Genomic DNA, 24564 nt, shown 5'->3' on the forward strand with positions numbered 1-24564 from the left:
TAAATAGTCTGGTGATGATGGCGAGAAGGTCACACCCGTTCCCATACCGAACACGGAAGTTAAGCTTCTCAGCGCCAATGGTAGTTAGGGGCTGTCCCCTTGTGAGAGTAGGACGTCGCCAGGCTTATATATATGGAGGATTAGCTCAGCTGGGAGAGCACCTGCCTTACAAGCAGGGGGTCGGCGGTTCGATCCCGTCATCCTCCACCATATATGTACAAGTAATTAAATATGCCGGTGTAGCTCAGTTGGTAGAGCAACTGACTTGTAATCAGTAGGTCGTGGGTTCGACTCCTATCGCCGGCACCATTTATGAGCCATTAGCTCAGTCGGTAGAGCATCTGACTTTTAATCAGAGGGTCGAAGGTTCGAGTCCTTCATGGCTCACCATTTAAATAAGATAATATGCGGGTGTGGCGGAATTGGCAGACGCACTAGACTTAGGATCTAGCGCCGCAAGGCGTGGGGGTTCGACTCCCTTCACCCGCACCATCTTAAAATAATATAAATATGCGGAAGTAGTTCAGTGGTAGAATACAACCTTGCCAAGGTTGGGGTCGCGGGTTCGAATCCCGTCTTCCGCTCCAAATTTTATTAATGTGCCGGGGTGGCGGAACTGGCAGACGCACAGGACTTAAAATCCTGCGGTAGGTGACTACCGTACCGGTTCGATTCCGGTCCTCGGCACCATTTTAATAATTATTATATATGCGCCCGTAGCTCAATTGGATAGAGCGTCTGACTACGGATCAGAAGGTTATGGGTTCGACTCCTTTCGGGCGCGCCATATATATACGGGGAGTAGCTCAGCTTGGTAGAGCACTTGGTTTGGGACCAAGGGGTCGCAGGTTCGAATCCTGTCTTCCCGACCAGTAGAAACATATATTATGGGGCCTTAGCTCAGCTGGGAGAGCGCCTGCCTTGCACGCAGGAGGTCAGCGGTTCGATCCCGCTAGGCTCCACCATATATTTTATAGATTCACTAATTTGGCGGTGTAGCTCAGCTGGCTAGAGCGTACGGTTCATACCCGTGAGGTCGTGGGTTCGACTCCCTCCGCCGCTACCAAATTAAATCTATGGACAGACAAATCCTAAGTTTAGGAATAATAATATGGACCTTTAGCTCAGCTGGTTAGAGCAGACGGCTCATAACCGTCCGGTCGTAGGTTCGAGTCCTACAAGGTCCACCATATATATTAACGGAGGTATACCCAAGTCCGGCTGAAGGGATCGGTCTTGAAAACCGACAGGCGGGTCAAACCGCGCGGGGGTTCGAATCCCTCTACCTCCTCCATTTTCTTATACAAATCTATATTATCGCGGGGTGGAGCAGTCTGGTAGCTCGTCGGGCTCATAACCCGAAGGTCGCAGGTTCAAATCCTGTCCCCGCAACCAATTAATTAAAAATGATGGTCCCGTGGTGTAGCGGTTAACATGCCTGCCTGTCACGCAGGAGATCGCGGGTTCGATTCCCGTCGGGACCGCCATTAATTTATAATAATTATGGCTCAGTAGCTCAGTTGGTAGAGCAAAGGACTGAAAATCCTTGTGTCGGCGGTTCGATTCCGTCCTGAGCCACCATTAATGTAATGGCGATTGTGGCGAAGTGGTTAACGCATCGGATTGTGGTTCCGACATTCGTGGGTTCGATTCCCATCAGTCGCCCCATATAATGCGGGTGTAGTTTAATGGTAAAACCTCAGCCTTCCAAGCTGATGTCGTGGGTTCGATTCCCATCACCCGCTCCATATTAATATATGGGCCTATAGCTCAGCTGGTTAGAGCGCACGCCTGATAAGCGTGAGGTCGATGGTTCGAGTCCATTTAGGCCCATCATTATGCTCTAATTCAGTAAGAATTAAAGTATTATTGTTCCGCAGTAGCTCAGTGGTAGAGCACTCGGCTGTTAACCGAGCGGTCGTAGGTTCGAATCCTACCTGCGGAGCCATATGGGGAAGTACTCAAGAGGCTGAAGAGGCGCCCCTGCTAAGGGTGTAGGTCGGGTAACCGGCGCGAGGGTTCAAATCCCTCCTTCTCCGCCATATTAAGGCCCCTTGGTCAAGCGGTTAAGACACCGCCCTTTCACGGCGGTAACACGGGTTCGAATCCCGTAGGGGTCATACAAAAAAAGCTGTTGACAATTGTCAGCAGCTTTTTTTGTATGTATACTGTATATACACTTTTAAAAACCACCATTGGCATCCTATCTATTACCTTTCTAGACCATTCTTTCTAAATGATCCACATTTAATCTTCTACCATTCTAAACTGTATCCCAAGCGATCTTAACTCAATAAACATAAACTAAAATGTTTTCAATTGAATAATAAATGAGTACTCATTCATATCCTATATCTTTCTATCCTACAATAGGCACCCTTTCCTAATTCAACCTTACTATTCTAACTATTATCTAAATATTTTAATGATTCAAAACTATTTTTCATTACAAAAATACAAAAATTTTAATCATAATTTCCCACTTTGTGAACTAAAATTTATTATTCTCTATAAAATATTTTTGGGTAGTTGTCGACTAATTTTGGAGAGAAAGTTGTCGAATAGACTAGAAGCATCTTACTATTTCTCATTATTTATCATATTCTCAAATAATCTGTCTAAAAATTAAAAAAACTTTTACAAGGAGATTTTTTTATGGGCTAGAATATAAGATTAAAGCTGCCTATATTTGGGCTTTAGAGTAAGGTAAAGAATTTAAAGGACGTGAAGTATGGATGGCGGTAGATGCTATGGCTCCGACCGATTATCAGTTACACCTTTTTCATGAGGGTAACTTATTTCAAAGTTATGACCTTTTTGGAGCACACATCATTACATTAGATGGTGTAATAGGTACCCGTTTTTGCGTTTGGGCACCTAATGCAGTAAGTGTTACTCTGATTGGGGATTTTAATGATTGGAATGGTGAGGGATACTCCTTTAAAAAAGTTAACAAAGAAGGCGTATGGACTCTGATCGTTAATGGAGATATGCAGGGATCGATTTATAAATATGAAATAGATACATTAAATGGTGAAAAGCTTGTAAAAGCTGATCCGTTTGCTTTCTATTCGGAGGTTAGGCCGAATACAGCATCAGTCGTCTACTCACTTGAAGGATACGAATGGAATGATCATCGCTGGTTTGAAAAAAAGGAAAAAAAGAGAGTTTATACTGAAGCGGTCATTATTTATGAAATGCATTTTGGTTCATGGAAAAGAAAAGCTGATGGCACCTATTATACATACAGAGAGATGGCACATGAATTAATCCCATATATTTTAGACCATGGCTTCACACATGTTGAATTATTGCCTCTCGTTGAGCACCCGCTCGATGATTCATGGGGTTATCAAGGAACAGGGTATTATTCAGCTACAAGTAGATACGGAACTCCACATGATCTCATGTATTTTATTGATCAATGTCATCTGAATAATATAGGAGTTATTTTAGATTGGGTACCGGGGCATTTTTGTAAGGACGCCCATGGGTTGTATAAATTTGATGGGACTTTCCTTTATGAGTATGAAACGATATATGATCGTGAAAATGAGGTTTGGGGCACAGCAAATTTTGACTTAGGAAAGACAGAGGTGCAAAGCTTTTTAATTTCAAACGCACGATTTTGGTTAGAGTACTATCATATCGATGGTTTTAGAATAGATGCAGTTTCAAACATCATCTATTGGCCAAATTCTAATGAAAAAAGGATAAATAAGTTAGGAATCGATTTTTTGAAAAAATTGAATAAAACATTATATGAATATGACCCCCACGTTTTAATGATTGCAGAGGATTCTACTGACTATCCACAAGTAACTAGTCCCACAAACTATGGGGGTGTCGGATTTAACTATAAGTGGAATATGGGTTGGATGAATGACATCTTAAAGTATATGGAAAAACAACCTAACGAAAGAAAATTCTTTCATGATAAAGTTACCTTTTCTCTTTTATATACTTTTACCGAAAATTTTGTTCTCCCTTTTTCGCATGATGAGGTCGTACATGGGAAGAAATCTTTACTTAATAAAATGCCGGGCGGTTATTGGCAGAAATTTGCCCAACTTCGTTTATTACTAGGTTATATGATGGCTCATCCAGGCAAAAAGCTTTTATTTATGGGATTTGAAAACGGCCAGTTTTCTGAATGGAAGGATAAAGAACAACTAGATTGGAATTTGCTTGAATTTGATATGCACCAGAAAATGAACGATTACGTTAAAGAACTTGTTAAAGTTTACAAGCGTTCAAAACCACTCTATGAGCTAGACCATCGACAAGATGGTTTTGAATGGATAGACGTTAACAACCATAATCAATCAATTTTTTCTTTTGTTCGAAAGGGAATAACGGAAAGTGACTTACTAATTGTAATCTGTAATTTCACTGAGAAGTCGTATGAGAACTATTTAGTGGGTGTCCCTTTGCAAGGGTCTTATAGAGAGATTATGAATAGCGACAAAGAACAATTTGGTGGATCAGATGTCATAAATAAAAAGGTGATTCAGTCAAAGAAACAACCTTATCACGGAAAGCCATTCTCAATTGAGCTGTCCATCCCACCATTTGGTTTCTTGGTTCTGCGTCCCATAAAACATCGAAAGGGGAGAAAGGGTAATGGGAAAGAAGAAATGTGTAGCGATGTTGTTAGCAGGAGGAAAGGGGAGTAGACTTAGCTCCTTAACTAAATATATAGCTAAGCCAGCTGTGCCTTTTGGTGGTAAGTATCGAATAATTGATTTTACGTTAAGCAATTGTACGAATTCTGGGATTGATACGGTAGGAGTATTAACACAATATCAACCTTTGGTATTGAATTCATATATAGGTATCGGTAGCGCTTGGGATTTAGATCGAAAAAATGGTGGAGTAACCGTTTTACCTCCGTATAGTGAATCTTCTGAAGTAAAGTGGTATACAGGGACAGCAAGTGCTATCTATCAAAACTTAAATTTTCTAACGCAATATAACCCAGAATATGTTCTAATCCTCTCTGGAGACCATATTTACAAGATGGATTATGAACTTATGCTCTCAGAACATATAAAAAAGGGTGCAGATGTATCGATTTCTGTCATCGAAGTCCCTTGGGCAGAAGCAAGTCGGTTTGGAATCATGAACACGAATGAGGAAATGAGGGTAGTTGAATTTGATGAAAAGCCTCAATTTCCTAAAAATAATTTAGCTTCAATGGGAATCTATATTTTTAATTGGTCTATATTGAAGGAATATTTAGAGATGGATGACCGCAACCCAGATTCAAGTCATGATTTTGGAAAAGATGTAATCCCTCTTCTTTTAGAAGAAAAGAAAAAGCTTTTTGCATATCCCTTTAAAGGGTATTGGAAAGACGTAGGTACAGTGAAAAGTTTGTGGGAAGCTAATATGGACCTATTAGATGAAGATTGTGAACTTAACCTATTTGATTATGATTGGAGAATATATTCGGTCAATCCTAATCATCCTCCACAATTTATATCACCAGAAGCTCAAGTGTTGGAATCACTTATTAATGAGGGATGTACCGTAGAGGGGGAAGTAGAAAAATCTGTTCTTTTTCAAGGGGTAACAGTAAAGAGTGGGGCTACTGTTAAGCATTCAGTTATTATGCCTGATGCAGTTATTGGGAAGAATGTATACATTGAAAAAGCAATTGTTCCTCCTAATATGAACATCCCTGATGGTACGGTCATTAGAGGGGAAGATAATTCTGAGGATGATATTGTTTTAGTTACAGAGGAAATGCTAAAAAAAATCTATTCTTAAATAAACTATTAAATAGGGGATCCTTATAAATCGTATTAAAACTGTATTTCTATAGAGAAAGAATTTTTGGGGAGGGCACTTAATTGATAAAGAAGCTACTTGGGGTAATTGATGCCACAACTTATTGTGAAGAGTTAGAAGAATTAACGGTGAATCGGTCTTTAGCTGCTGTACCGTTCGGTGGAAGGTACCGATTAATTGATTTTATTCTTTCGAATATGGTTAACTCTGGGATTGAAAGTGTTGCTATTTTTCCAAAGTTTCAATATCGTTCATTAATGGATCATCTAGGGTCAGGGAAGAACTGGGATTTGAATAGGAAGCGTGATGGTTTATTCTTTTTCCCTTCTCCAATGTTAGATGGCGAAAGTAACGGAATTGGTTCGTTTAATCATTTTGCAGCTAATATAGATTACTTTAATAGAAGCAAACAACAATATGCTTTAATATCAAATTGTTTTACAGTGTTTAACATGGACTTTAAACCAGTGTTGGAGTGGCATATCAATTCACAGTGTGATATTACCGAAATTCGTAAGAACGGAAAATCTCTTCATATGTATCTAGTGAAAACATCCTTGCTAAAAGAACTAATTGAAACTAGAGAAACAACTGGCTATACATGTATGAGAGATGTTGTGACCGATATTCATCATACTCATAAGTTATGTATTTATGAATATAATGGTTTTGCTGAAATCATTGATTCTGTTCAATCGTATTTTAAAGTAAGTATGGGTTTACTTGAACCAGAAACATGGAAAAAGTTATATGTTCAGTCTCATCCTATATATACAAAAGTAAAGGATGAACCCCCAACTAGGTATTTGAAAGGTGCTCAGGTCCAAAATTCGATGATTGCAAACGGATGTCTCATAGAAGGTACAGTTGAAAATAGCATTATTTCAAGAGCAGTGAAGATTGGAAAAGGGTCTATCATAAAAAACAGCATCATTATGCAAAAGTGCCAAATCGGTGAGAATTGTGTATTAGATTCAGTTATTTTAGACAAAGATGTTAAGGTGGAATCAGGAACGATTATGAGTGGTTCCAAAGATTATCCTTATGTTATACGCAAAGGGACTGTACAAGGGGCGTTGATGAAGTCGTGAAAGTATTATTTGCTGTTTCCGAATGTGTTCCATTTGTAAAATCAGGTGGATTGGCTGATGTAGCAGGTTCATTGCCTAAAGATTTAAAAAGGTTAGGTACGGATGTTAGAGTCATCCTTCCTAAATATAGCTCGATAGCAAATGAATTTAAGCAAGGCATGAATAAAAAACTCGATTTTACTGTGAATGTCGGTTGGAGAAACCAATACTGTGGAATCGAAGAGCTTACGTACGAAGGAATCACATTCTACTTTGTGGACAATGAATATTACTTTAAAAGAGAACAGCTTTATGGATATTATGACGACGGCGAAAGGTTTGCCTTTTTTAATCGGGCCGTTCTTGAGAGTCTTCGCCAGATTGATTTTTATCCGGATGTGATTCACTGTCATGATTGGCATACGGGTATGATTCCTTTCTTACTCCGAATTGAATATCAAAACCGAAAAGGATATGAAAGAATTAAAACGGTTTTTACTATTCACAACTTGATGTTCCAAGGAATTATGTCTAAAGAGGCTTTAGGTGACTTATTCGGTTTAAGTGACCAATACTTTAACGTAGATCAGCTTGAGTTTTTTGGGAATCTTAATTTTATGAAAGCTGCTATTGTTGCCGCTGATAAAATTACGACTGTAAGCCCGACTTATAAAAATGAGATACAAACAGAATATTACGGTGAGAAACTAGACGGCCTTTTGAAAAAGAGATCGGATGATTTAGAAGGAATATTAAATGGCATTGATGATGAATTTTATAATCCCGAGAACGATTTGTTTTTGTCAAAGACCTATAATGCTCAGCAGTTAAAAAATAAGCTGGAAAATAAACTAGCTATTCAGAGGCAGTTTGGATTGGCAGAAGATGAAAATATAACTTTAATGGTGATGGTCACTCGATTTACAGAACAAAAGGGGCTAGACCTAGTTAGACATGTATTTCACGAAATCATTTCAGAGTCAGTTCAATTTATTGTTTTAGGGACTGGAGATGAGCAATATGAGCAGTTTTTCCGAGAAATGGAGTTCCATTACCCAAAACAATTTAAAGCTTATATTGGCTTTGATGAGGGGCTTGCTCATAAGATATATGCAGCAGGTGATTTATTTTTAATGCCTTCTAAATTTGAACCTTGTGGGTTAGGTCAGTTGATTGCCATGCGTTATGGAGCAATTCCAATCGTGAGAGAAACAGGTGGCTTAAATGACACCGTTCAGTCATATAATGAGGAATTAGGTGAGGGAAATGGGTTCACCTTTAGTCATTTTAATGCTCATGACATGCTTTATACGATTCGAAGAGCCATTAACATTTACGAGGATAAGCAAATATGGAATGACCTTGTCAAAAATGCCATGGGGATAGATTATAGTTGGGCACAGTCTGCATTTAAGTATAATCGCCTATATGCAGAACTTATATCCAGGAGTGAAAGTCATGTTTTCTAATAAGATGGAATTCAAAGAAACCTTTTTAAGAAGGCTAGAAATGACATGTGGAAAAAGCTTTGCTGAAAGTACGAAAAGGGATCAATATGATACATTAGGAAATATGATTCGTGAATATGTAAGCTTAAACTGGATAGAGACAAAAGAGAAAAACCGTGTAGCAAAAAACAAACAGGTATATTATTTATCAATTGAATTTTTATTAGGGAGACTTTTACGACATAATCTAATCAATTTGAAGATTGATCAAGTTGTGTCAGAAGGGTTAGCTGAGCTTGGAATTCACTTAGATGAGATTGAGGATGTAGAGGTGGATGCTGCACTTGGTAATGGAGGACTAGGTCGATTAGCTGCATGCTTTCTAGATTCCTTGGCATCACTTAATTTACCAGGCCATGGTTGTGGAATTAGATATAAACATGGTCTATTTGAACAAAAAATCGTCGATGGGTACCAAGTAGAGCTCCCAGAGCAGTGGCTACGTCATGGGCATGTATGGGAGGTCAGAAAGGCTGATCTATCGATTGAGGTTCCATTCTGGGGAAAAGTAGAAGTCTCAGAAGAGAATGGACGTATGATCTTCCGACATGTGAATGCTGAAATGATTACTGCGGTTCCATATGACATGCCGGTTGTAGGGTATGAAACTGAAACGGTAAATACACTAAGGTTATGGAACGCTGAGCCCTCTCCTTATCCCATTAATCGGGATATCATGCAATACAAAAGAGAGACAGAATCTGTTTCAGAGTTTTTATATCCAGATGATACACATGATGAAGGGAAGATTCTTCGTTTAAAACAGCAGTATTTCTTAGTATCTGCAAGTATTCGATCGATTGTACGCTCTTACCGTAAGCAATATGGTAGTTTAGTAGATTTTCATCAACATATAAGCATTCATATCAACGATACTCATCCAGTCCTCGCTATTCCTGAATTAATGAGAATTCTAATTGACGAAGAACAGCTAAGCTGGGATGAGGCGTGGCACATTACACTTAATACAATATCCTACACAAATCATACTACTTTAGCGGAAGCTTTAGAAAAATGGCCAATTCGAATTTTTCAGCCACTATTACCAAGAATCTACATGATTGTAAATGAAATTAATGAGCGCTTTTGTAAAAATCTTTGGGACCTATATCCTGGAGATTGGAACCGGATTGAGGAAATGGCTATTATCGCTCATGACCAAATTAAGATGGCACACCTTGCACTTGTTGGTAGCCATAGTGTAAATGGGGTAGCTGAGCTCCATACGGAAATTTTAAAAAAGAGAGAAATGAAAAACTTTTATGAGGTTTATCCGGAGAAGTTTAATAATAAAACAAATGGAATTACACATAGAAGGTGGTTGATTAAGTCAAATCCTAAGCTAACAGACCTTATCTGTGATGCAATAGGAAATGATTGGATTCATAAGCCAGAACTACTTGAAAAGCTAGAAGCCTTCAAAGAAGACTCCGTTTTTCTTAATCAGATGTTTTTAATAAAAAAATTAAACAAAGAATTGCTCGCTAAAAGAATTCAAGACCAAACAGGGATTGTCGTAGATACTTCTTCTATCTTCGATATCCAGGTAAAAAGGCTTCATGCTTATAAGCGCCAGCTTTTAAACATCCTACACATTATGCACTTATATAATCGTTTAAAAGAGGATTCCTCATTTAATATGTACCCAAGGACATTTATTTTTGGGGCAAAAGCATCTCCTGGCTATTATTATGCGAAAAAAATCATCAAATTAATTAACACCGTTGCAGAAAAAGTGAATAACGACGCATCTATAAATGGAAAATTGAAGGTAGTCTTTTTAGAAAATTATCGGGTATCGTTGGCAGAAGATATTTTTCCAGCAGCAGATGTTAGTGAGCAAATTTCAACTGCGAGCAAAGAGGCTTCAGGAACAGGGAATATGAAGTTTATGATGAATGGGGCACTAACCGTCGGCACTCTAGATGGAGCGAATATTGAAATAAAAGACAGAGTTGGCGATGAAAATATATTTATCTTTGGATTAAAGGCAGAAGAAGTCTTGAATTATTATCAACATGGGGGTTACCGCTCCATGGAGTATTATCATCACGATAAAAGAATTCGAAAAGTTGTTGATCAATTGACGAATGGATTCTTTGAAGGGGTTGAAGATGAATTCGAGGCTATTTATGATTCATTATTAATGCAAAATGATCACTATTTTGTCTTAAGAGATTTTGCCTCTTACATCCAAATTCAAAGAGATGTTGATACAGCGTATAAAAATCAACAAAAGTGGCTTCAAATGAGCCTTATGAATATTGCGAAGTCAGGATATTTTTCGAGCGATAGAACCATTGAACAATATGCCAAGGAAATTTGGAGCATTAAACCTGTAGGGCAATTTACTACTTCGTAACTAAAAAGGTAAAACTGTCTCGAAATATGTATATTTTAACTTTAAGTTTATCTACAAAAAGAGGGTGGACAATTTTCATTGTCCACCCTTGATTTTTACTAGGTAAGAAAGTATAAGTTTTCAAGTTAGATTGGTGTCTAGCTCGACTAGTAAACTTCACCCGCTTCTGCTTTTCTTATAAGAAATATCCCAAGAATAACCCCACTGAAAGTAAGAAACCAAAAATGGTATTGGTTTGTGCTGTTGCTTTCATAGCAGGCATCATTTGCATAGGTATTGTTTTACCAATAAATCCTTTTGTTGCTCTAATAGCTTTTGGAGCACTAAGAGCAACGATGGCAAGCCATGCTGAAGTATAAGCCATGCCAATTAATGCGAAAACCCAAAAGTAAGATACGATAAACATCCCTGCTAATAAATAGATCGCTTTTTGTCTACCTAACAGAATCGCAAGTGTTTTTCGTCCGTTTTCTTTGTCACCATCAAGGTCACGTATATTATTTGCTAACAAGATTGCCCCAACGGTTATTACAATTGGGATTGAAACTAAAATACTTGTTAAAGTAATCGTGCTTGTTTGAATGTAAAAAGAAATTAAAATAATGAGCATCCCCATAAAGAAACCTGCAACAATCTCTCCAAAAGGTGTATACGCAATCGGAACAGGACCACCTGTGTAAAAATAACCAGCAGCCATACAGATTAGACCTATTACAGCGAGCCACCAGCTGCTATTCATACAAATATATACACCTAAAAGCAATGAAACTCCATAGAGGCCAAAAGCAATTTTCATAACGGTTTGTGGCTTCACTCCATCACGAACGATCGCACCACCAATTCCTACTGAGTTTTCATTATCTAGTCCTCTTTTAAAGTCATAGTATTCATTAAACATGTTTGTAGCTGCCTGGATAAGCAAGCTAGCAATAAGCATGGCAAAAAACAGCCCAAAATGAATATCAGTTTGGTGAATAGCTAAAGCTGTTCCAAGTAAGACAGGAACGAAAGCTGCTGTTAAAGTGTGAGGACGTGTAAGTTGCCACCATACTCGCCAGCTTTTATTTATAGCAGGTGAAGAACTTGTCTGCATTTGTGGTTGCATGGGACTCTCCCCTTTTAGTTAGTGTTTATGTTTTATCTCTATAGCAAACTTTATTATTTTACAAAATGTAATCGATAAAGTCAAAGCGCATAAAAAGATATTTGTGCTACAAACTTAAGTTTAGGGAATCGAAGGATTAGTGTCAATGACTTTTTACCTGTAAATGAGGGGTTAATTACAAGTTGGAGAATATAGTGGAAATGGTGTAGATATCGCTAGTTAGTTTGAAGACGCCTTTCTATTTTGTTTAGTAAATCCATTTTTTACGGTTCAGGTTTTGGTCATTGGGGAACAATAATTCCACCTGAATTTGATGAAAAATATATTAATAAGGAAAATACTAGGGATAAGGTAATCACTATTATTGACACACTCATAGATGAGGTGTATCTTAAAATAAGTTTAAAACGTTAAATAACAGTCTCTAGGGCTGTTATTGGAGGGATTTTTTTGGTTACCATACAAGATACGGAGCTAAAAGAAGGGATCCTAGAAGCGATTGGAAAAGCTAAAAAGCTTTCGATGCCCATATTAGTAAGTGAAGTTCAAAAAATCGACAATATAGACCCTCTATCCTTTTTTGCCGCAGGCGGGGAGCGCTATTTTGGGGAACGCTTTTTTTGGAAGGACCCTTCTGATGAAATCATTTTAGTTGGATTAGGGATAAGTAAACAAATTCAATCGGATCAGGCTTCTGACCGCTTTTTTCATGTAGAAAAAGAGTGGAAGCGTTTTATTAGTAACGGAATTATTATAAACGATTTTAAGAAACAAGCGACTGGTCCCACTATGTTTGGCGGGTTTTCCTTCGATCCTTTAAAGAAGAAAACCTCTTTATGGTCGAAGTTTTCTCAGTCCTTATTTCATATCCCAAAATATTTGTTAACAAAAATAAATGGAGACGTATTCCTTACTACCAATGTGGTTTGTACCCAGCATGATGATCCATCTATTTTTGATGTTTTAGGTATTGAAAGGCAGCAAATATTTTCATGCGTGAAACCACCGAGCTTTTCTATAAATTCTCATTTAATCGATGAGTTAGAAATTAGCCCAAATAGTTGGAAGGAAACGGTACAAAAGCTAATAAATGATCTGAAGGTAGGATCATTGAAGAAGGCTGTGTTAGCAAGAGAGCTACGACTAATTTTTGATGAAAATATTTCAATTGAATTAGTTGTGAATAATCTTCTAAAAGAACAAAGAGAAAGTTTTATTTTTGCATTGGAATCAAATGGTGATTGTTTTGTTGGGGCATCTCCTGAACGTTTAGTAAAGAAACAAAAAAACAGCTTATTCTCTACTTGTTTGGCTGGTTCGATTTCAAGAGGACAAACAGTAGAAGAAGATACACTCTTAGGAAATGTTCTTCTGTCAGATGAGAAGAACCTAATGGAGCATCAATATGTAGTTGAGATGATTAAAGATGCTATGGAACAGGTTTCAATTGATGTAGATATTCCAGACCATCCGCAACTTCTAAAAACTCGACATATTCAACATTTGTACACGCCTGTAAGAGGGACTTCTAGCAAAGATAGTTCTCTGTTACAATTGATTAACTTACTTCACCCAACACCAGCACTCGGGGGATTACCTAAGCAAGAGGCTATAGAGAAAATTAGAGAAGTGGAAGAATTAGATCGTGGATTCTATGCTTCCCCTATTGGATGGATGGATTTCGAGGGGAACGGTGAATTTGCGGTTGCGATTCGTTCGGGACTTATACAAGGAAACGAAGCTTCCCTTTTTGCTGGGTGTGGTATTGTAGAAGATTCTGATGTAGAGAGTGAATATTTTGAAACACAAATAAAGTTTCGTCCTATGCTTTCTGCGCTTGGAGGTAGAACTAAATGAATCACCAGAAAGCTTTAACCACTTATATAGCTGCTTTTGTTGCTGAATTAGTGCAATCGGGTGTACAAGACGTTGTAGTAAGCCCTGGGTCACGTTCGACTCCGATGGCAATGGTAATGGCACAGCATCCAGACCTTCGTCTTCATATTCATGTAGACGAAAGGTCGGCTGCTTTTTTTGCGTTAGGAATGTCTAAAGCATCAGGAAAACCAACAGCCATCCTTTGTACGTCAGGAACAGCTGCAGCAAATTATTTTCCAGCCATTGTAGAAGCGTATTACTCGAGAGTTCCATTAATCGTGCTAACAGCAGACCGTCCACACGAGTTAAGAGATGTAGGAGCTCCTCAAGCCATTGATCAAATCCATCTCTATGGGAAGCATGTGAAATGGTTTGTTGAAATGGCACCTCCGGAAGAAACGAATGAAATGGTTCGGTATGCACGTACTGTCTGTGCAAGAGCAGCATCAACTTCTCTTTCCTCACCAGCAGGGCCTGTCCATTTGAATTTTCCTTTCAGAGAGCCACTAATACCTGATCTGGAAAATGAGGATTTATTCAATTTTCATGAAAGGTTAGACGGTTATGTTCAAATAGAACAAGGTCACCTAAGTTTAAATCAAACGGTTATTGAGCAAATGAGTGGCCAATTGAGTTCTATTAACAATGGAATTATTATTTGTGGACAAATAGACAATGATGAATTTTCGGAAGCTGTAACGGAGTTGTCAACTAGACTAAAGTTTCCGATATTAGCGGACCCGCTTTCACAGTTAAGAAGTGGCAATCATGATGGATCAAATATTATTGATACATACGATACATTTTTACGAAATGAAGACGCTAAAAGGATAATGAAACCTGATATCATCATTCGATTCGGTGCTGTGCCTGTTTCAAAGCCTTTGACCATCTTTCTAAAAGAAAATCAGGATATAAGACAAATCGTTGTAGATGGAAGCGAAGGATGGCGTGACCCGTCATTAATTGCTACTCAAATGGTCTATTGCGATGAAGTACAATTTTGTCTAGCTGTTTCCTCTACTGTTGAGTCAAAAGCATCGTCTGAGTATTTAACAAAATGGCTAAATCTAAACAAATTCACAAAAGAAAAGCTAGCAAATGTTTCACTTATTAAGGATTTAAGTGAGGCAAAGCTCTTTTCTCAACTTACGGAGCTATTACCAGAGGAATCTACTTTATTTGTTGGAAATAGCATGCCTATTCGTGATCTAGATACCTTTTTTCACTTTAATCAAAAATCAATACATGTAATGGCAAACCGAGGAGCCAATGGGATTGATGGAATTGTTTCTTCTGCTTTGGGGGCTGCTACTAAACGTCAGCCTCTGTATCTCATCCTTGGAGATTTGACATTCTTCCATGACTTAAATGGATTGATTGCTTCAAAGCTTTACCAAATAAATATAAATATCATCTTAATCAATAATAACGGCGGGGGGATTTTCTCATTCCTTCCTCAGTCTAATCACCCTAACAATTTTGAGCTCTTATTCGGCACACCTTTAGACCTCACATTTGAGCATGCTGTTAATCTGTATAACGGTCATTATGAACTTATCACGGATTGGTCTCATTTTACTTCCTCTCTCATGCAAAATATGGAGAAAGATGGCCTTAAAGTCATGGAGGTTCCGACAAATAGAGATAAAAACCTCCAGGAGCATCGAGAATTGTTGAATGATGTTTCCCAGGAAATAAGTCGATTTGTGCATGGTGAATTCCAATGAAATATGTCATAGACGGCATTCGATATCATGTCGATATAAGGGGAGAGGGATTTCCCCTTCTTCTTCTACATGGTTTTACGGGGAATCATACTACATGGTCCCCTTTTTATGAGAAATGGCAGGAGTCAAAATCAATTGCAGTTGATATTATCGGTCATGGGGAGTCTAGTTCTCCTGAACAAGTTGAGCGATACAACATGATGTCTGTAGTTGAAGATTTAAACAAACTTATTGGGCAAATGGGTTTGGAGAGAGTTGATTTACTTGGCTATTCTATGGGAGGTCGACTAGCCCTTTCATTTGCAGTTACATATCCGCAAAAGGTGAGAAAGCTAATCTTAGAAAGTTCTACACCTGGAATTGATGATGAAGATGGTAGAGAGAAAAGAATTTTACAAGATTTAAGTTTAGCTACCTATATAGAAAAAAACGGAATGGAGCCGTTTGTTGACTATTGGGAGAACATTCCCCTTTTTGAAAGTCAAAAAAGGTTGTCTAAATCGACACAAGCTCGTATAAAAGACCAGCGTTTAAAGAACTCTATAATTGGGCTTAAGAATAGTTTGTTAGGAATGGGAACCGGTGCACAACCATCCTGGTGGGATCAGTTAGAAGGTTTTCCAATAGAGACTCTTTTATTAACAGGTTCACTTGATGAAAAATTTTGCGGAATTGCTGAAAATATGATGAAAAAGCTCAAAAATGCAAAATGGGAAAAGATAAATGGATGCGGCCATGCAATTCATGTGGAAGAACCTGAAAAATTTGGTACAATAGTAAGTAGGTTTTTGTCGAATACATAATTAGAAAAGCGAAGGCGACTTTTTTATCTTATCTCAAAAAACAATTTACGGCAAAACCTTTAGAGTGAGAATAGAAGGAGGATTTCGTTATGACTGTAGAGTGGATTGCAGAACGTAAGTATGAAGATATTTTATATGAAACGTACAATGGCATTGCTAAGATTACGATTAACCGTCCTGAGGTACACAATGCATTCCGTCCAAAAACGGTAATGGAACTAATTGATGCTTTTGCGTGGGCTCGTGATGATTCAAATGTTGGTGTTATCGTCTTAACTGGTGCAGGAGATAAAGCGTTCTGTTCTGGTGGAGACCAAAGTGTTCGTGGGCATGGTGGTTATGTTGGGGAAGATCAAATTCCTCGTCTTAATGTTTTAGACTTACAACGTTTAATACGTGTAATTCCAAAGCCTGTAGTTGCAATGGTAAAAGGATATGCAATTGGCGGAGGACACGTATTACATATTGTGTGTGATTTAACTATTGCTGCAGACAATGCAATCTTTGGACAAACTGGTCCTAAGGTAGGAAGCTTTGATGCTGGGTACGGCTCAGGCTACTTAGCAAGAATCGTTGGACATAAGAAAGCTCGAGAAATTTGGTACTTATGCCGTCAGTACAATGCTCAAGAAGCATTAGATATGGGATTAGTTAACACTGTTGTACCATTAGATAAAGTAGAAGAAGAAACGATTCAATGGTGTAACGAAATGCTAGAAAAGAGTCCAACTGCTCTTCGCTTCTTAAAAGCAGCAATGAATGCAGATACAGATGGATTAGCTGGTATCCAACAATTTGCTGGCGATGCAACTTTGCTATATTATACAACGGAAGAAGCAAAAGAAGGACGCGACGCATTCAAAGAAAAGCGTAAGCCTGACTTTGGTCAATTCCCTCGTTTCCCTTAATTCTAAGATAAAACAGCAGCTTGATGGTTGTACCCGTCAGGCTGTTTTTTATAGCAAGAAATGATTACTATTAAGGAAGTCCTCAGCATAAAGAAGGTGAAATACATATGAATGAAACGATGCCGAATTTTTTTAAAAAGCGTGTTTTCTTAACACCTGAACGTACAGCTGTTGTTTTTGAGAATAAAGCGTATACCTTTAAGGATCTTTATGACCTAACCTTTGATATAGCAGGAAGGTTATCTGGGAAAGAGATTGAAAAGGATCAATACTTAGCTGTACTTTTGAAAAATCATGTCGATACCCTTGTTATTCTTCTTGCTCTCCAATTATTAGGTGTGAAAGCTGTCATATTGAATAATCGCCTTACAACAGAAGAACTTGCTTGGCAGATAAATGATTCAAAGGTTACGGCTATTATAACGGAAGCGGCCTTGAGTGGGACACTAGAGAACGAGGTTTCTATTCCTCTTATTTTAAAAGAAGAGTTACCATCGATCCCCTTTAAAGAACCTAGAATTGTAGAAGAGATTCATCTAGATGATGTTTGTTCGGTTATGTATACGTCTGGAACCACTGGCAATCCAAAAGGTGTTCTCCAAACTTATGGGAATCATTGGTGGAGTGCGGTAGGTTCAGCACTAAATCTTGGGTTAACAGAGGAAGATTGTTGGTTGTGTACGATGCCGTTGTTCCATATCAGTGGTTACTCAATCTTAATGAGAAGTATTATATATGGAATAAAGATTGTGCTTCATAATGGCTTTGATGAACAGAAAGTCGTTGAAGATGTGAAAAAAGAGAAGGTTTCCATTATGTCGGTTGTTACGACAATGGTACCAAGAATTCTTGAAGTTACTGGAGAAGAAAAGCTTCCTTTTTACTTCCGTTGCATGCTTTTAGGCGGAGGACCTGCTCCACTTTCAGTATTAGAAAGGTGTGTTGAAAAACATGTTCCTGTCTACCAAACTTATGGGATGACAGAAACGGCTTCCCAAATAGTAACGTTATCTCCAGAATACAGTTTAAATAAGCTCGGTTCCGCTGGAAAGCCACTCTTTCCATCTCAATTAAAAATTATCGATTCCCTAGGAAATGATGTGGGTCCAAATGAGTCTGGGGAAATTGTCGTTAAAGGACCTAACGTTACAAAGGGTTACCTATACAAAGAAGAAGAGTCGAACAAGAATATACAAAATGGCTGGCTATCAACAGGAGATGTAGGATATTTAGACGAGGAGGGATTTTTATTTGTGCAGGACCGACGTTCAGACCTTATTATATCTGGAGGGGAAAACATTTATCCTGCAGAAATAGAGGGAATTTTAACCTCGCATCCAAGTGTTTTAGATGCCGGTGTAATTGGTAAGGCGGATAGTAAATGGGGACAGATTCCTGTCGCTTTTATGGTGAAAAAAGGAGAAATATCGCAACAAGAGCTTGTACAATATTGTCAGCAAAAGTTGGCGAAATATAAGATTCCAAAAGAAATGTATTTTATTGATGAAATTCCGAGAAATGCATCTAAAAAGTTACTGAGACGGAAACTTAGAGAAAAGCTAGAAGAAAGCATGGAATCAGGAAGATGAAAATTAAAGGGATAAAACTTTATATAATCAGTATGCCCTTGAAGCTTCCTTTTTCAACTCATTTGGAAACGGTGAGTGATCGTGAAAGTATCATAGTTGAGGTAACAGATGTTGATGGAGTAAAAGGCTATGGGGAAGTAGTCGCTTTTTCTTCGCCTTGGTATACAGAGGAGACGGTACAAACCTGTTACCATATGATAAGAGACTTCTTTATTCCATTGCTACAAAAAAGTGAAATACACCATCCGAGCGATGCGAATGCGCTTTTTAATAAGCTAAAAGGTAATCATATGGCGAAAGCAGGATTAGAGACTGCATTATGGGATTTGTATGCAAAAGGCGAGGGAATGTCATTATCCAAGCTTCTTGGAGGTACTGTTTCAAAAATTCCATCAGGTGTCGTTGTCGGTGCAAAAACGTTAAAGGAAAGCATTGAACAAATTGAACAGTATCTCCAATCAGGTTATAAGCGAGTGAAAATTAAAATTGGTCCAGAAAATGATTTGCAAATTGTTTCTGAAATTAGAAAGCGATTTCCTGACCTCATGCTTATGGCTGATGCAAATTCTGCCTATACGTTAAAGGATATAAACCGACTAAGAGCATTAGATGAATATAACCTACTAATGATTGAACAGCCTCTGCAGCACGATGACATTATCAATCATGCAAAGCTTCAAAGTCAGTTACGTACCCCTATTTGTCTAGATGAAAGCATTGTTACCTTTGATGATGCACAAAATGCAGTTGAATTGGGTAGCTGTAGAATCATTAATATTAAAATTGGTAGAGTTGGTGGGTTACAAACAGCTAAAAAAATTCATGATTTCTGCCTAGAAAAAGATATCCCTGTGTGGTGTGGTGGGATGCTCGAATTCGGAGTATCAAGAGCACATAATATTGCACTTGCATCTCTTCCTAATTTTACAATCCCAGGAGATATCTCTGCGTCAAGTCGTTACTGGGAGGAAGATATCACTTTACCAGAAGTTGAAGTGACAGACGGGATTATTTCGGTTCCAGTGGGCCCAGGAATTGGGTTTGAAATAAATGAAAAAAGGCTAAAAGAAGTTACCATTAAAGAAGAGGTTTTTCTTTTTTAAAGATTTGTAAGGTTAAAAAGCCTCCCATTTTGAGAGGCTTTTTTCTATAACGTATTTTTTATAATAAATCCTACTAGAGCTGACTTTAGTACCTCAGGTTGTTCAAAGATGGTGACATGACCACATTCTGGAATAATGATAAACTCTGTATTTGGTATTTTTTCTACAAGTATTTCAGAAAATTTCCTTGGTGTTAAAATATCATTTTCTCCAAGTACAATTAGTGTTGGACACTGTATATGCTTTAGTTCACCAGTTAAGCTTAAGTCGGTAATGTAAGTGTTGTAGAGGTGGATTTGACCTTTAAAATATTCATCATCGATGGCATTAAGTGCTTTACCTCGTTCTTCCAAAAATTCTCTATTATTTTCGACAAACTTATTGTAATAAAGAGAAGGGACTGCTCCCCAGAAAAACTCTTCTCCGTTTTTCTCCTTGGCCAACTTTCTCCAACCTTCTACAAATAGCCTAGATACATCATCGATTTCACTTGCACCATCAATTACAACAAGGCTTTGTACCATCTCCGGGTAGTCAATCGAAAAGCGTAACGCCACCTCTCCTCCGTAAGAGGTGCCAATAAGATGAATTTTTTGAAGTCCCAATTTGTCAACAAGTGCCTTTGTGTCCTCTGCATGTTCCTTAAATGTATAAGGACCTTCAGGCTTAGAAGATTTCATCTGTCCTTTAAAATCATGAAGTAGAATCTTATATCCCAGTTTTTCGAAAATCGGGTAGTAAAGAGACCAGCTTGTTGTCGTCGTCATTACCCCATTTAGAAACACAATGGTCTCTGTTGCTTCTTCGTTACCGTGAATTTCATAGAACAGGTCATTTCCATTAACATTCATAATTGGCATGCTTACTCCTCCTTTTAAAAAAGCTGAATCTTAAAAAAAGATTCAGCTAAAAACTATGTAGCTATTAAATGACTACTCCACCATCTACACTTAAAACCGTTCCTGTAATAAATCTAGCTTCATCTGATGCTAAAAACGTATAGGCATTTGCGATGTCTTCAGGATAACCTAGGCTGCCAAGTAGAGATTTTCCTTTCATCATTTCAATTACTTTTTCAGGCATTTTCTCTACCATAGGAGTCATGATAAATCCAGGTGCAACCGCATTTACACGAATTCCGTAACGTCCAAGTTCCTTTGCCCACGTTTTTGTCATGCCAATAACGCCCCATTTAGTTGCAGCGTAGTTCGTTTGGCCAAAGTTTCCATACAATCCAACCACAGAAGATGCATTTAAAATAACCCCCCGCTGTTGCTCTTTCATTTGCTTTGCAGCGGCTTGTGCCACATTGTAAACTCCTTTAAGATTTACATCAATAACACGATCCCACTCAGATTCATCCATTTTTACCAACTGAGCATCAGCCGTAATTCCGGCATTATTCACAACAATGTCAACGCTTCCAAATTTCTCAACTGTATCAGTAATCATATTTTCCACTTGCGCGCGGTCTGTTACATTTACAATCATGCCAACAGCTTCTCCGCCAGCTTCCATGATCTCACTAACAGTACGATTAATATCTTCCTCGTTTAAGTCCGCTACAACAACCTTGGCCCCTTCGATTGCATATTTCTTTGCGGTTGCCTCTCCAATCCCTCTTCCAGCTCCAGTAATAATCGCTACTCTATCTTTTAAACGCATAAATAATACCTCCTAAAAATATGGTGTCCATAATCAAGTATGCAAGATTCTTGCCAAATTGAAAAGTAATAAAATACATAATATATAGAATAATAGAAATTATCTTACCATTGCTTTACAATGAGGCTATAGGAAAATCAATCTGGAAAAGGTGATTTCATGAGTTTAAAAGTTTCAAATATCCTAACAACAGAAGAAAAAGAAATCATTTCTTCAACTGCATTTATACATACCATGGAGAAAATTTTTGACCCGATTTCAGTTCCGATTATCCTTGTAGATAAAGATACAAGAGTCATTATGATTAATAAAATATTTGCAGATTTTTTAGGGTATCCGAAGGAAGAAATTGTCGGTAAAAAGGTTTTAGAAGTGGATGAGTATTCACGATTTCCATACGTTTTAAAAAATAAAAAGTCCGAAATAGCATGGAAGCATAAATTTAAGAATGGGAAGACAGCGATCGTGCATCGTATTCCTGTTCTCGATGAAAACAATGAAGTATTATACGGCTTCGGACTTTTACTTTTTCAAGATGTAAAAGAATTTAAGGATATAATCGAAAAAAATAAATTACTAGAGCATGCGTTAAGCCATGCAAAGAAACAGCTTCAGAAAATAAATGGTGCAAAGTATAGCTGGGAGCATATTCTAGGAAATAGTGTTGGTATTTCGGAGGCAATCCTAATGGGAAAAAGGGCCTCCAAAACAAAGTCAACCGTACTTCTACTAGGTGAAAGTGGAACGGGTAAAGAGCTATTTGCCCATGCCATTCATCATTCGAGCAATAGAAAACATGAAAGGTTTATCAAAATTAATTGTTCTGCCATTCCAGCTGATTTATTAGAATCAGAGTTATTCGGCTATGAAGAAGGTGCTTTTACGGGCGCTAAAAAGGATGGGAAAATTGGAAAGTTTGAATTAGCCAATGGTGGTAGTATTTTTTTAGATGAAATTGGAGATATGCCTCTTTCTATGCAAAGTAAACTTTTACGAGTCTTACAAGAAAAAGAGATTGAAAGAGTTGGTGGGTCTCATACAATCCCCCTAGACGTTAGAGTAATTGCGGCCACTAATAAAAATCTCGACGACATGGTAAAGGAAGGAAGCTTTCGTGAAGATTTATTTTATAGGCTAAACGTGATGTGCATTAAAATTCCTCCATTACGAGAAAGAGTGCAGGATATTGAACCATTGACAATAAAGCTCCTTCAGAAACTCTCAGATGAGTTAGGTGTTTATATAAAACAAGTATCAAGTGAAGCTATGGCACATTTGTTGAACTATGATTGGCCTGGGAATGTGAGGGAGCTTGAGAATGTATTGGAGCGGGCTATGAATCTTGCGGACGATGATACCATTCATACTTCGCATTTACCTTACAATCTTTTGAAAAACATAGAAAAGGCTATGAATTACAAAGGGCAATCGTTGAGGGAGATTGTCGAGCATACAGAAAAAGAAGTGATCATGAAATGCTTAGAGGACACTAATTTTAATAAAGCGAAAGTAGCTAGTTTGTTGAAAATTAGTCGCTCAAGTCTCTACGACAAAATAGAAAAGTATAAGCTTGAATAAAGTGTACAGATATCAGACAGTTGTACGAAAATACTACACTATCTGTAAGCGATTTCAAATTTTTAGAGCGGGAAAATCCACTCTGTCTTACACCTTCTAGTAGCTTGCATTGGCACAAATATTGCAACAGTTTCTTGTAAAGAAATAAGCTTTGTTAAATAAGGGGGAGCGGTATGACGACTGTAAACGTGGGGGTAGTAGGAACTGGTCTATATATCCCAAAACCTAGAATGACTGCTAAAGAACTGGCTGATGCAACAAATGGTGTTTGGACGGAAGATGCGATTATAAATAAGTTAGGAATTCTAGAAAAACCTATCCCTGGTGAGAATGACGGAACACAGGAAATGGGTGTACGGGCAGGCTTAGATGCTTTAAAGAACACGGGCATTGATCCAAAGGAAATTGACCTTGTGATTGGCATTGGAGAGGAATGGAAGGAATATCCTCTTACTACCTCTGCTATTTATATTCAAGAACAAATAGGAGCAACAAACGCATGGGCCATTGATTTACAACAACGATGCTGTACATGTGTAGCGGCTATGAAGATTGCTAAAGATATGATGATTGCTGATGACTCCATAAATACGGTCATGATTGTTGGCGGTTATCGAAACGGTGATTTCGTCGACTATACAGATAAAGCGATGTCTATGATGTATAATCTATCTGCGGGTGGAGGAGCCATCATTCTGAAAAAGAACTACAATAGGAATGTATTATTAGGCTCACATATCATGACGGATGGAACTATGGCAAGGGATGCTGGTGTAGAATTCGGTGGAACGGAAAAACCGATTACGAAAGAGAATATTGACGAGGCATACCGATCATTAAGATTGTTTGATGAAAAACATATGAAGGATCGTCTGAATGATGTATCCATGCCTAACTGGATACAGTGTATTGATAAAGCATTTGAAAAGTCTGGGGTAGATAAAAAAGAGTTAGGCTATTTAGCCGTTCTTCATTTTAAATACTCCATGCACAAATATATGCTCGAGTTATTAGGTTTAAATGAAGATCAATCTATTTATTTAAGCAACTATGGGCATATGGGGCAGATTGATCAAATCTTATCTCTTCATCTAGCGTTAGGAGAAGGAAAAGTTGTAGATGGAACCGTTCTCTCCATGATTTCTGCTGGCATAGGCTATGCTTGGGCCGCAAACGTAATCAAATGGGGACCGATTGAATCGTAGGGAAGAGCTGTGTAGATAAAACTCATAAAATTGTCCTTCATGGTATGTAGTATGAAGGACAATTTTATTTTTGGCAAAAAAAGAAATGTCTTTCATCGCACCAATGAAGGACAAAGTATAATTACACCTAAACAGAACTGTCTTTCAAGGCACCGATGAAGGAATTATATCTAAGCAGAACTGTCTTTCAAGGCACCGATGAAGGACGAAATTTAATTATATCTAAGCAGAACTGTCTTTCAAGGCACCGATGAAGGACGAAATTTA

The 24564-nt window shown here is 38.0% G+C and carries 16 protein-coding genes, 21 tRNA genes and 1 rRNA gene; 35 read left to right on the top strand and 3 right to left on the bottom strand.

Going from position 1 to position 24564, the window contains the following annotated elements; all coding sequences use genetic code 11:
- The first annotated feature begins 7 nt into the window (after positions 1-7).
- From rrf to ACFYKX_RS22295, 27 genes are all read left to right on the top strand, one after another.
- Positions 8-124, top strand: a 5S ribosomal RNA gene (gene rrf / locus ACFYKX_RS22165).
- A 10-nt stretch (positions 125-134) separates the two neighbouring features.
- A tRNA-Val gene (locus ACFYKX_RS22170) sits at positions 135-210 on the top strand.
- A 23-nt stretch (positions 211-233) separates the two neighbouring features.
- Positions 234-309 (top strand) — tRNA-Thr (locus tag ACFYKX_RS22175).
- A gap of 5 nt (positions 310-314) precedes the next feature.
- Positions 315-390: transfer RNA gene (locus ACFYKX_RS22180), tRNA-Lys, on the top strand.
- A 17-nt stretch (positions 391-407) separates the two neighbouring features.
- A tRNA-Leu gene (locus ACFYKX_RS22185) sits at positions 408-492 on the top strand.
- A gap of 20 nt (positions 493-512) precedes the next feature.
- Positions 513-587, top strand: a tRNA-Gly gene (locus ACFYKX_RS22190).
- A 14-nt stretch (positions 588-601) separates the two neighbouring features.
- Positions 602-690: transfer RNA gene (locus tag ACFYKX_RS22195), tRNA-Leu, on the top strand.
- 20 nt (positions 691-710) lie between these two features.
- A tRNA-Arg gene (locus ACFYKX_RS22200) sits at positions 711-787 on the top strand.
- 8 nt (positions 788-795) lie between these two features.
- Positions 796-872: transfer RNA gene (locus tag ACFYKX_RS22205), tRNA-Pro, on the top strand.
- Positions 873-889: 17 nt separating this feature from the next.
- Positions 890-965, top strand: a tRNA-Ala gene (locus ACFYKX_RS22210).
- Between the two features lie 24 nt (positions 966-989).
- Positions 990-1066: transfer RNA gene (locus tag ACFYKX_RS22215), tRNA-Met, on the top strand.
- Between the two features lie 47 nt (positions 1067-1113).
- Positions 1114-1190, top strand: a tRNA-Ile gene (locus ACFYKX_RS22220).
- 11 nt (positions 1191-1201) lie between these two features.
- Positions 1202-1294: transfer RNA gene (locus tag ACFYKX_RS22225), tRNA-Ser, on the top strand.
- A gap of 24 nt (positions 1295-1318) precedes the next feature.
- Positions 1319-1395, top strand: a tRNA-Met gene (locus ACFYKX_RS22230).
- Positions 1396-1411: 16 nt separating this feature from the next.
- Positions 1412-1487 (top strand) — tRNA-Asp (locus tag ACFYKX_RS22235).
- A gap of 18 nt (positions 1488-1505) precedes the next feature.
- Positions 1506-1581, top strand: a tRNA-Phe gene (locus ACFYKX_RS22240).
- An 11-nt stretch (positions 1582-1592) separates the two neighbouring features.
- Positions 1593-1668, top strand: a tRNA-His gene (locus ACFYKX_RS22245).
- A 6-nt stretch (positions 1669-1674) separates the two neighbouring features.
- Positions 1675-1748: transfer RNA gene (locus tag ACFYKX_RS22250), tRNA-Gly, on the top strand.
- Between the two features lie 11 nt (positions 1749-1759).
- Positions 1760-1833: transfer RNA gene (locus ACFYKX_RS22255), tRNA-Ile, on the top strand.
- Between the two features lie 40 nt (positions 1834-1873).
- Positions 1874-1948, top strand: a tRNA-Asn gene (locus ACFYKX_RS22260).
- Between the two features lie 3 nt (positions 1949-1951).
- Positions 1952-2042, top strand: a tRNA-Ser gene (locus ACFYKX_RS22265).
- Between the two features lie 6 nt (positions 2043-2048).
- A tRNA-Glu gene (locus ACFYKX_RS22270) sits at positions 2049-2120 on the top strand.
- Positions 2121-2735: 615 nt separating this feature from the next.
- Positions 2736-4676, top strand: coding sequence for a 1,4-alpha-glucan branching enzyme (gene glgB, locus ACFYKX_RS22275; RefSeq protein WP_389363704.1), 1941 nt, complete (start codon positions 2736-2738; stop codon positions 4674-4676).
- Complete coding sequence (locus ACFYKX_RS22280) at positions 4624-5772, top strand: glucose-1-phosphate adenylyltransferase (protein WP_389363706.1); 1149 nt, start codon at positions 4624-4626, stop codon at positions 5770-5772. Before glgB ends, ACFYKX_RS22280 begins: the two co-directional genes overlap by 53 nt.
- A gap of 83 nt (positions 5773-5855) precedes the next feature.
- The gene (locus ACFYKX_RS22285; protein WP_389363708.1) at positions 5856-6884 is read left to right on the top strand and encodes a sugar phosphate nucleotidyltransferase; all 1029 of its coding nucleotides are present in this window, start codon (positions 5856-5858) and stop codon (positions 6882-6884) included.
- Positions 6881-8332 carry a glycogen synthase GlgA gene (glgA, locus tag ACFYKX_RS22290; RefSeq protein WP_389363710.1) on the top strand — a complete coding sequence of 484 codons (1452 nt, stop codon included), beginning with the start codon at positions 6881-6883 and terminating at the stop codon, positions 8330-8332. The genes ACFYKX_RS22285 and glgA overlap by 4 nt, the downstream gene beginning before the upstream one ends.
- Positions 8322-10733, top strand: coding sequence for a glycogen/starch/alpha-glucan phosphorylase (locus ACFYKX_RS22295; protein ID WP_389363712.1), 2412 nt, complete (start codon positions 8322-8324; stop codon positions 10731-10733). Before glgA ends, ACFYKX_RS22295 begins: the two co-directional genes overlap by 11 nt.
- A 175-nt stretch (positions 10734-10908) precedes the next feature.
- Here ACFYKX_RS22295 and ACFYKX_RS22300 read toward each other — a convergent pair whose 3' ends face one another.
- On the bottom strand, positions 10909-11838 hold the full coding sequence (locus tag ACFYKX_RS22300; RefSeq protein WP_389363714.1) for a 1,4-dihydroxy-2-naphthoate polyprenyltransferase: 930 nt from the start codon (positions 11836-11838) through the stop codon (positions 10909-10911).
- A gap of 450 nt (positions 11839-12288) precedes the next feature.
- Here ACFYKX_RS22300 and ACFYKX_RS22305 point away from each other — a divergent pair, with 450 nt between their 5' ends.
- The 6 genes from ACFYKX_RS22305 (at position 12289) to menC (ending at position 19849) form a co-directional block, all read left to right on the top strand.
- Positions 12289-13695: an isochorismate synthase gene (locus tag ACFYKX_RS22305; RefSeq protein WP_389363716.1), complete on the top strand. Its 1407-nt coding sequence runs from the start codon at positions 12289-12291 to the stop codon at positions 13693-13695.
- Positions 13692-15446: a 2-succinyl-5-enolpyruvyl-6-hydroxy-3-cyclohexene-1-carboxylic-acid synthase gene (gene menD / locus ACFYKX_RS22310; RefSeq protein WP_389363718.1), complete on the top strand. Its 1755-nt coding sequence runs from the start codon at positions 13692-13694 to the stop codon at positions 15444-15446. Before ACFYKX_RS22305 ends, menD begins: the two co-directional genes overlap by 4 nt.
- Positions 15443-16249: a 2-succinyl-6-hydroxy-2,4-cyclohexadiene-1-carboxylate synthase gene (menH, locus tag ACFYKX_RS22315; RefSeq protein ID WP_389363720.1), complete on the top strand. Its 807-nt coding sequence runs from the start codon at positions 15443-15445 to the stop codon at positions 16247-16249. Before menD ends, menH begins: the two co-directional genes overlap by 4 nt.
- A gap of 89 nt (positions 16250-16338) precedes the next feature.
- Entirely contained in the window at positions 16339-17157 is an 819-nt protein-coding gene (gene menB / locus ACFYKX_RS22320; RefSeq protein ID WP_389363722.1) for a 1,4-dihydroxy-2-naphthoyl-CoA synthase, read from the top strand.
- Between the two features lie 107 nt (positions 17158-17264).
- Positions 17265-18746, top strand: coding sequence for an o-succinylbenzoate--CoA ligase (locus tag ACFYKX_RS22325; RefSeq protein WP_389363724.1), 1482 nt, complete (start codon positions 17265-17267; stop codon positions 18744-18746).
- Positions 18743-19849 (top strand): o-succinylbenzoate synthase, encoded by a 1107-nt coding sequence (gene menC, locus ACFYKX_RS22330; RefSeq protein ID WP_389363726.1) that lies wholly within the window; start codon positions 18743-18745, stop codon positions 19847-19849. The genes ACFYKX_RS22325 and menC overlap by 4 nt, the downstream gene beginning before the upstream one ends.
- A gap of 44 nt (positions 19850-19893) precedes the next feature.
- On the opposite strand, the gene ACFYKX_RS22335 is transcribed toward menC, so the two are convergent.
- Positions 19894-20709, bottom strand: coding sequence for an alpha/beta fold hydrolase (locus tag ACFYKX_RS22335; protein ID WP_389363728.1), 816 nt, complete (start codon positions 20707-20709; stop codon positions 19894-19896).
- Positions 20710-20773: 64 nt separating this feature from the next.
- Complete coding sequence (gene fabG, locus ACFYKX_RS22340; RefSeq protein WP_389363730.1) at positions 20774-21514, bottom strand: 3-oxoacyl-ACP reductase FabG; 741 nt, start codon at positions 21512-21514, stop codon at positions 20774-20776.
- A gap of 159 nt (positions 21515-21673) precedes the next feature.
- Here fabG and ACFYKX_RS22345 point away from each other — a divergent pair, with 159 nt between their 5' ends.
- The gene (locus ACFYKX_RS22345) at positions 21674-23092 is read left to right on the top strand and encodes a sigma-54 interaction domain-containing protein (protein ID WP_389363732.1); all 1419 of its coding nucleotides are present in this window, start codon (positions 21674-21676) and stop codon (positions 23090-23092) included.
- A 173-nt stretch (positions 23093-23265) separates the two neighbouring features.
- On the top strand, positions 23266-24297 hold the full coding sequence (locus tag ACFYKX_RS22350) for a 3-oxoacyl-ACP synthase (RefSeq protein WP_389363734.1): 1032 nt from the start codon (positions 23266-23268) through the stop codon (positions 24295-24297).
- The last annotated feature ends 267 nt before the right edge of the window (positions 24298-24564 follow it).

The organism is Cytobacillus spartinae (assembly GCF_042865285.1).
Lineage (GTDB): Bacteria > Bacillota > Bacilli > Bacillales > Cytobacillaceae > Robertmurraya_A > Robertmurraya_A spartinae.

Bases quoted from the DNA above. Each gene is read 5' to 3' on its own strand.
- glgB (WP_389363704.1), top strand. From the start codon at position 2,736: ATGGCGGTAGATGCTATGGCTCCGACCGATTATCAGTTACACCTTTTT.
- ACFYKX_RS22280 (WP_389363706.1), top strand. From the start codon at position 4,624: ATGGGAAAGAAGAAATGTGTAGCGATGTTGTTAGCAGGAGGAAAGGGG.
- ACFYKX_RS22295 (WP_389363712.1), top strand. From the start codon at position 8,322: ATGTTTTCTAATAAGATGGAATTCAAAGAAACCTTTTTAAGAAGGCTA.
- ACFYKX_RS22300 (WP_389363714.1), bottom strand. From the start codon at position 11,838: ATGCAACCACAAATGCAGACAAGTTCTTCACCTGCTATAAATAAAAGC.
- menD (WP_389363718.1), top strand. From the start codon at position 13,692: ATGAATCACCAGAAAGCTTTAACCACTTATATAGCTGCTTTTGTTGCT.
- menH (WP_389363720.1), top strand. From the start codon at position 15,443: ATGAAATATGTCATAGACGGCATTCGATATCATGTCGATATAAGGGGA.
- menB (WP_389363722.1), top strand. From the start codon at position 16,339: ATGACTGTAGAGTGGATTGCAGAACGTAAGTATGAAGATATTTTATAT.
- ACFYKX_RS22325 (WP_389363724.1), top strand. From the start codon at position 17,265: ATGAATGAAACGATGCCGAATTTTTTTAAAAAGCGTGTTTTCTTAACA.
- menC (WP_389363726.1), top strand. From the start codon at position 18,743: ATGAAAATTAAAGGGATAAAACTTTATATAATCAGTATGCCCTTGAAG.
- ACFYKX_RS22335 (WP_389363728.1), bottom strand. From the start codon at position 20,709: ATGCCAATTATGAATGTTAATGGAAATGACCTGTTCTATGAAATTCAC.
- fabG (WP_389363730.1), bottom strand. From the start codon at position 21,514: ATGCGTTTAAAAGATAGAGTAGCGATTATTACTGGAGCTGGAAGAGGG.
- ACFYKX_RS22345 (WP_389363732.1), top strand. From the start codon at position 21,674: ATGAGTTTAAAAGTTTCAAATATCCTAACAACAGAAGAAAAAGAAATC.
- ACFYKX_RS22350 (WP_389363734.1), top strand. From the start codon at position 23,266: ATGACGACTGTAAACGTGGGGGTAGTAGGAACTGGTCTATATATCCCA.